A 6257-nucleotide genomic window follows, 5' to 3' on the forward strand; every position below is an offset into this window, starting at 1 on the left:
TTAATTGAATAGATGTTATATGAATTGACATCTAAAGGAGTATCAAAAGATAGTACTAATTACGTCAAACTATGACAAGGTATAGTAAATAGTGACATATTTGTGATACCAATGCGATACTAGGGGATGATACCGGTGTGATACCAATGTGATACCCGGTGTGATACCAGACGTAAATCTTCCCAATTTCTCCTTATCTACATTTATCAATCATACTTAAAGTAAAAGTATGAACAATGTATCTGTACGGCTCGTCTTTGATAGAAAGCACGTAGCCACCAAAAAACGTCAATCCTCCGTACAAATGGAGGTTACTTATCAGCGGAAACGCAAGTATGTCGGAACTGGCATAAAACTCTATTCCGACCAGTGGGGCAAAGACCTGAAAGTTAAAAATCACCCCCAGTCATTAGTGTTCAACCAAAAGTTGAATGATATGGTATCTGGGATATATGATTTTGTCTATCAGCTCTCTTCTCAAAACATTCCTTTCACCTTTGAAAGATTGGAACGGTATTTGAACAATTCGGAATCCGGAACCACAAATTCATTTCTGTCCTTTATGGAGAAACGGATATACGAACGGCAAGTTACTGATTCAACGAAGCAAAGGCAGAAGTGTGTACTAAAAGCACTGAAAGAATTTGGCAGGATTAAAGATTTTACTGATATTTGTGATGAAAATATCAGAGCATACGATGAATTCGCCAAAAAACGATGCAAATGCCAGTCTTCGGTATATAATTATCACAAGATACTGAAAGTGTTTGTAAGAGAAGCATACGCGGCTCATTTGATTTCAGAGAATCCATATCAGAATTTCAAATTAGATCGCGGCAAACGTGTAGCAAGGAAGTTCTTGACTAAAGAAGAACTGACTAAACTTGAAACTAAACAGATTGATGATATGTGCCTGAATCGTGTGAGAGATCTTTTCCTGTTTTGTTGTTATACTGGTTTGGCGTATGCGGATTTGGCAATTTTTAACTTCAAAGATGCTATAATGACAGACGGAATGTATAGAATACGAGATGAGAGAATAAAAACCGGAACTCCTTATAATATATCACTCATGGATAAAGTTATGAATATATTAAAGAAGTATGAGTTTAAGTTGCCTGTTATATCTAACCAGAAGTACAATTCATATTTAAAAATTCTGGGGGCGTTCTGTGAAATAAAAAAGAAGTTGACGAGTCACGTTGCCCGGCATACCTTTGCCACTACTATTGCATTAGCCAATGGTGTGAGGATTGAGGTTATCAGCAAAATGCTTGGACATACGAATATCCAGACTACGCAGCTATATGCGCATATATACCAGGCTGAAGTAGACAAAGAGTTTGAACGACTTAACAATATTGTATGAAGGTGAAACTTGTCACTGTAAGAGAAGCAGCTGATTTTCTTCGTATATCTTACAGAACGGCTCAACGATACTTGGCTGAAGGAAGAATACCGTACACCAAGCCAGCCGGTAGAGTATTGATAAAGGAGCAAGACTTGATGAACTTCGTCAATATGACGAATAGATAAAAATATATGCCTCGGTTACTTTGCACTGTGTGTCATTTATGACTTACCAAAATAGGTAAAAGCCCAGATTACTGTTTTGACACATGGTATTCACCCTAAGTGACCGGGGTATTTTTCTTTGTTAGAAGAAAACAAATTATGATTTTAGGATAATCAAATCAAAATACATTAAACGAGTACGTTTATACTCTGGTTCTAGGTCTAGTTTCATGTATTCTATTTCATCTGCAATATTTTCAAATATAAATTTGAATCCATTACGCTGATAAAAATCTATCACTTTTTGATGATTAGAGGCATCAACAATAATATAACGGCATCCAGTCTTATTTAATGGATCAATAAACCAACCTTTTATAAAAGACAAAATTTCATCACCAATATGTTTTCCGGCAAAGGAATCAAATACAGCTAATTGTCCAACTAATACAGCTGGATATTGAGAGTTGCGTTTAATATTGGGTATTGGGCGATTTATTTTGTTTTTTATATTTTTAGGTAAGGACGAAACGGGCAACATTGAATTGGATACGGTAAATGCTGCAACTAATTCTAAAGAAGTGTTAGCCTTGACGAAACCGTATGATTTACCAAGTAATTGATTGTTGTAATTTTCAAAATCATTTTTGAAGAAATTTTCAATATCCTTATCGTGAGTGCATGAAAAGTCAGAACAGTTCTCTATTAGAGGTCTGCTCCATTCAACAAATTCGCAATTATCTTCGATAAATGTACCCACTATTTGAATTTACGAAGGTTTGATTTTTCCAAAATTCTTTTGGTCATTTCTACTTCACGCGAAAAATCAACGGTCCCTCGTTTTTTCTCATTCTCACGGGCAATCTTTTCAAATTTTTCTGCGACTTTGCCGGTTAATGTTGGTATTGGTTTGATATAAATTGCCATAAATCAATTGTTTTACGAGACAAAGATACAACATTAGTTTTACTTTTTATTTCAGCACCATTAAAATCATCTTTATCAGCACTACTTTTAACACAAAGTTCAGTATCTACAGCATCATTAACAAGAATACGGTGAGCAACATCACTATTACCCACCGTATCATTTACTCTAAGAGTAGTACTTACAGCACTCCTAACAGAAGTCCTATGACTCCCCAGATTATATCATGCCAATCAGCTACTCCTTTCTTTATCCATTTATCTAAAACAACTTCTTTGGCGACAAGTATAATCAGAGTGATTAGTATGGCACTCCAAACAGGTATAAGGTATTTGAGTACATCATAAATCAAGATGCCAGCAATCAGATGCTGGGCACCGTCCATTCTCATGTGGTTAAAGCAGAATTCATCTATTTTCTGCCTAATTTTTTTTAGAAAATCCATGTAATTTTTGAGGTTAATTTTTAATTTTGAGATGATGCTATCATATTAAAACCATTTCATACATGCCAAGGGTTTTGATATGGGTCATAAGATGTTTGAAAGGTTGCCATCTGCCAGTCTGTAAGAGGCTCTTTCTTGTTATCAATTTTTCTCGGAATTTGAGGATTTAATTTTAGCCTGGAAGCGTCTTTTAGCCATTGCATAGAATGGTCGTAGTCATCTATTCGTACAGTACTGATATTGTTAGGAGAAATCAGTTTGTGCAACTCGTATAATGACAGTTGAACCATGTGACGTTTCAAGTTATAGTTTCTTGGGTCATGGTATCTGATATTCCTTTCCAGTTCCGGTACATCAGCATTGGGATTGATTATAGGGTAATAAATTTTTCCTTTATATTCTACATATTCGTGTTCTGACAACTCATAAGAATTGAGTGAAGGATCATATTCTCCAATCATCCCCCAGCAGTCAGACTCCATTGGATTGACCAGACAGTCATAATTATCCATTGTTAGCAAGGTGAAGAATTTGCCTTCATATTCTACAACTTCCCATTCATTGTATGGAACAGTGTCCCACTTGTATGTATCAACCATTTCCCAGGCATTAACTTCCGGAATACGAATATCGTTGAAGTCTATGCCATTGGCGATGTCACATATATATGTCCGTCCTAAGAACTTTGTCACATCTCCGGGACGATAGTTTTTCATCTGGCTGTATTGTTCTATTTTTTTCAGGTCAAGTATCTCTTCTGTTTCGTGCCAATAAGATATAGGACAAGGAGCTTTGTAGCCATTGATAGCTTGAATTACCTCGCATATTTTCCCGTCAAGGTAAAAATGACATCCTATAGGATAACTGATTCTTCGATCATATTCAAAGATGAATTTACCTCGATTTAGTTCGCGTTCAATTTCATAATTTTCAGTAAGGTAATCCATAATAGATGCTTCAGCGGCTTGTTCTGCCTGCACAAAACAAATATTTTTCCCACGGGTAAGCTGCGATAAAGCATCCTCCGTAATGATACCCAGATAATCATTTTTGTTTAAAAACCTTCTATACATAATTAATATTCAAAAGTGTTATAGACTGGTGCTGTATATGTTTCAATTGTTGTCTTTTGATTTTGGAACCGTCTCCATGAGTCACAGAGAAACAATACTAATACATAATCCAAGATGTCCGATAAGTGCCCATATTTTTCTTCTTTTCCACCGGTTTTGGGGTTTAATACTTTTTTCTTGGATTTGGTGCCGTCAGAGTTCTTCTGCTGATATATCATATCTTCAGTAAATTTACGACACCGTAGGTCTGCCATGAATTTCCAACCGTCAAACCCGTTTAATATAGCGTTGACAAACTCCAACCGGGTACTTTGTGGCGGCTGCTTCTGAAGCAATTTTATACGTGGCCTTAGTACATTGTTTTTCATATTGTCCACTATAATAGTATAGTTGTTGACACCTTCTTCTGTTTGCGTGCTACGTGCTAATCCTGCTGGGTCTCCTGTTATAATTATTCCGCCTATATGCTGATTCTGGAGGTGTTTGTCTCTTATTTTTTGAGATAATTTGGGGGTATTGTTTTCTTTGTTCTCTGGTTTACCTAAGTTTTCTTCCAGCAGATATATTTCTTTCTTTTCATAATTAATCTGCAACTCCATCTCACTCATATATGGAGCGACATTAAAGTCCCATCCTGATATGATTGGCTTCATCGGATCATAAACTTTTTCCCGTAACCGTTCAATAAGATGTTTTTCGCCATCAAAATTCCAATATGCAGCCATAAGGTTTGAATCAACAAAATCCCAGTTCCCATATAAAAGCCTTTCTCGTGTTGCTCGATCTGTAATTTTGTTTAATGCTGCAACATAGGTCTGTACAAACTGAATATCCGGATTATCAAAAACAGAGAATGGTACGTATGCTTCGCCTTCTTTGCATAATACAGGATTTCCTTCATCGTCTTGAACAAAACGCGAACGTACCCAATTAATACAAGGGTTGGTTGACATCATCATTCTGGCAGTCTTAAATGTTTCTGCTGTGCGCCAACGAAGACGAGAAAATAATACTTCAATAGCTCTTTCTGAAATTTCTGATACCTCATCTATGAATGCAATAGTATATTCTGAAGACCCGAAACGTTCAAAGTTAGGGTCTGAAGGTAAGTCAACCATTTCTTGCATGATGATGACTGAATCATTCCAAAATGTCAATATCCCATCAAGGTTGTTTATTTTGTAATTCACCCCTTCTTTTAGCCCCCATTCCTTACATACTTTCTTTATGGTATTCCAAGTAGAACCTTTCAAACTCTTTAAGGTTTTACGAGCTACAACGGCACGTATATCTGGAAATCTCATACAGCTACTAACAAGCCAGCAGCTTCCTAAATAAGATTTTCCACCTCCGGCTGCACCACCTCCTAAAATAAGTTGTGGTAAATTTTCAGAGCCGCATGATGTGCAATATGGTTTATATTGTGGATTTCCTTTAATATCATGTCCGACCATTTTTTGTGATATATGCCCTCCACAATGAGGGCAATAGTCGGGTTGAAGTAATTTCCATAATTCATATTGTTTGGGAGATGGCTTGAAATCAATTTTTATGTTTGGTGCTTTTAATCCTACAGCCATATTGTTAATTTAAAACAATAAATGGGAATCCGTACAGTAAGACAGATTCCCATTCGTATGGAAGATATGATTGTGAGTAAAGAAGTAAGAAATCAATTTTGTGCTTCGTTATAGATGCGTTCAACTACAGCCCACATTTCATCTGGCATTTGTTGTTCTGCAATAGCTTCACAAGACCTACGCATATAATCCAGTTCTTCTTTAGAAAATTCTACCACTAATGGGGTTTCTGCGTCTTTTTGAACGTTCCATTCAATTCGCTTTTCTTCCTTTTTTTCGACTATTTCATAGTCCTTTCTGTCTTGCTCTGAAATAGCAATTTTCCGGGCGATAGACTTTTTCAAATTAAAATCCATAAAATTTCCTCGTTCTGGAAAAATAGAAGGAATAAGCAATCTATCTTTAATATGTAAATCCATAACTTCTTAATGTTTTATCAAGAATAGTCTTTTGCTATAGAGGTGGTTGTTATAAATGATATGATTTTTTGATTTTAACAAGAAATATTGTTATTAGCATTGTAATTATTGCCGATAGATAAATTTTATCTTTATGTAAATCCCACCAACTTAATTCTATAGTCTTTCCTGATGATTTGCAAAGTTCATTAACCCTTTGGTATAGAGAGTCTAGCTTGGATGATATTTGTGAAATGGATATTGATAATGTTTCAGCTGATTCTGTATGCTCGGTATCTTGTTTGTTTATATTAGTTGT

At 35.8% G+C, this 6257-nt stretch carries 8 protein-coding genes and 1 pseudogene; 2 read left to right on the plus strand and 7 right to left on the minus strand.

What is annotated here, in order from left to right; translation table 11 throughout:
* The first annotated feature begins 229 nt into the window (after window positions 1-229).
* A complete protein-coding gene (locus KFO40_RS21775; protein ID WP_109115689.1) occupies window positions 230-1369 on the plus strand; it encodes a site-specific integrase in 1140 nt (379 codons plus the stop codon).
* Window positions 1366-1536 carry a helix-turn-helix domain-containing protein gene (locus KFO40_RS21780; protein ID WP_083790858.1) on the plus strand — a complete coding sequence of 57 codons (171 nt, stop codon included), beginning with the start codon at window positions 1366-1368 and terminating at the stop codon, window positions 1534-1536. The genes KFO40_RS21775 and KFO40_RS21780 overlap by 4 nt, the downstream gene beginning before the upstream one ends.
* A 136-nt stretch (window positions 1537-1672) precedes the next feature.
* Here KFO40_RS21780 and KFO40_RS21785 read toward each other — a convergent pair whose 3' ends face one another.
* The 7 genes and pseudogenes from KFO40_RS21785 to KFO40_RS21815 form a co-directional block, all read right to left on the minus strand.
* Window positions 1673-2275 carry a GNAT family N-acetyltransferase gene (locus KFO40_RS21785; protein ID WP_109115690.1) on the minus strand — a complete coding sequence of 201 codons (603 nt, stop codon included), beginning with the start codon at window positions 2273-2275 and terminating at the stop codon, window positions 1673-1675.
* Complete coding sequence (locus KFO40_RS21790; RefSeq protein WP_171033286.1) at window positions 2275-2442, minus strand: hypothetical protein; 168 nt, start codon at window positions 2440-2442, stop codon at window positions 2275-2277. The genes KFO40_RS21785 and KFO40_RS21790 overlap by 1 nt, the downstream gene beginning before the upstream one ends.
* Before the next feature lie 181 nt (window positions 2443-2623).
* Window positions 2624-2887, minus strand: coding sequence for a hypothetical protein (locus KFO40_RS21795; RefSeq protein WP_109115691.1), 264 nt, complete (start codon window positions 2885-2887; stop codon window positions 2624-2626).
* A gap of 56 nt (window positions 2888-2943) precedes the next feature.
* The gene (locus KFO40_RS21800) at window positions 2944-3960 is read right to left on the minus strand and encodes a hypothetical protein (RefSeq protein WP_008768543.1); all 1017 of its coding nucleotides are present in this window, start codon (window positions 3958-3960) and stop codon (window positions 2944-2946) included.
* Window positions 3961-3962: 2 nt separating this feature from the next.
* Complete coding sequence (locus KFO40_RS21805) at window positions 3963-5540, minus strand: phage terminase large subunit (protein WP_008647899.1); 1578 nt, start codon at window positions 5538-5540, stop codon at window positions 3963-3965.
* 92 nt (window positions 5541-5632) lie between these two features.
* Entirely contained in the window at window positions 5633-5959 is a 327-nt protein-coding gene (locus KFO40_RS21810; protein WP_008768544.1) for a hypothetical protein, read from the minus strand.
* Between the two features lie 49 nt (window positions 5960-6008).
* Window positions 6009-6257 (minus strand): annotated as a pseudogene (locus KFO40_RS21815) (histidine kinase); the annotation flags it as partial.

The sequence above is a fragment of the Bacteroides sp. 1001302B_160321_D4 genome, from assembly GCF_015667765.1.
GTDB classification, from domain to species: domain Bacteria; phylum Bacteroidota; class Bacteroidia; order Bacteroidales; family Bacteroidaceae; genus Bacteroides; species Bacteroides xylanisolvens.

Excerpts from the sequence above, each read along its gene's own strand:
- KFO40_RS21775 (WP_109115689.1), top strand. The coding sequence starts at position 230 with ATGAACAATGTATCTGTACGGCTCGTCTTTGATAGAAAGCACGTAGCC.
- KFO40_RS21810 (WP_008768544.1), bottom strand. The coding sequence starts at position 5,959 with ATGGATTTACATATTAAAGATAGATTGCTTATTCCTTCTATTTTTCCA.
- KFO40_RS21780 (WP_083790858.1), top strand. The coding sequence starts at position 1,366 with ATGAAGGTGAAACTTGTCACTGTAAGAGAAGCAGCTGATTTTCTTCGT.
- KFO40_RS21790 (WP_171033286.1), bottom strand. The coding sequence starts at position 2,442 with ATGGCAATTTATATCAAACCAATACCAACATTAACCGGCAAAGTCGCA.
- KFO40_RS21795 (WP_109115691.1), bottom strand. The coding sequence starts at position 2,887 with ATGGATTTTCTAAAAAAAATTAGGCAGAAAATAGATGAATTCTGCTTT.
- KFO40_RS21800 (WP_008768543.1), bottom strand. The coding sequence starts at position 3,960 with ATGTATAGAAGGTTTTTAAACAAAAATGATTATCTGGGTATCATTACG.
- KFO40_RS21805 (WP_008647899.1), bottom strand. The coding sequence starts at position 5,540 with ATGGCTGTAGGATTAAAAGCACCAAACATAAAAATTGATTTCAAGCCA.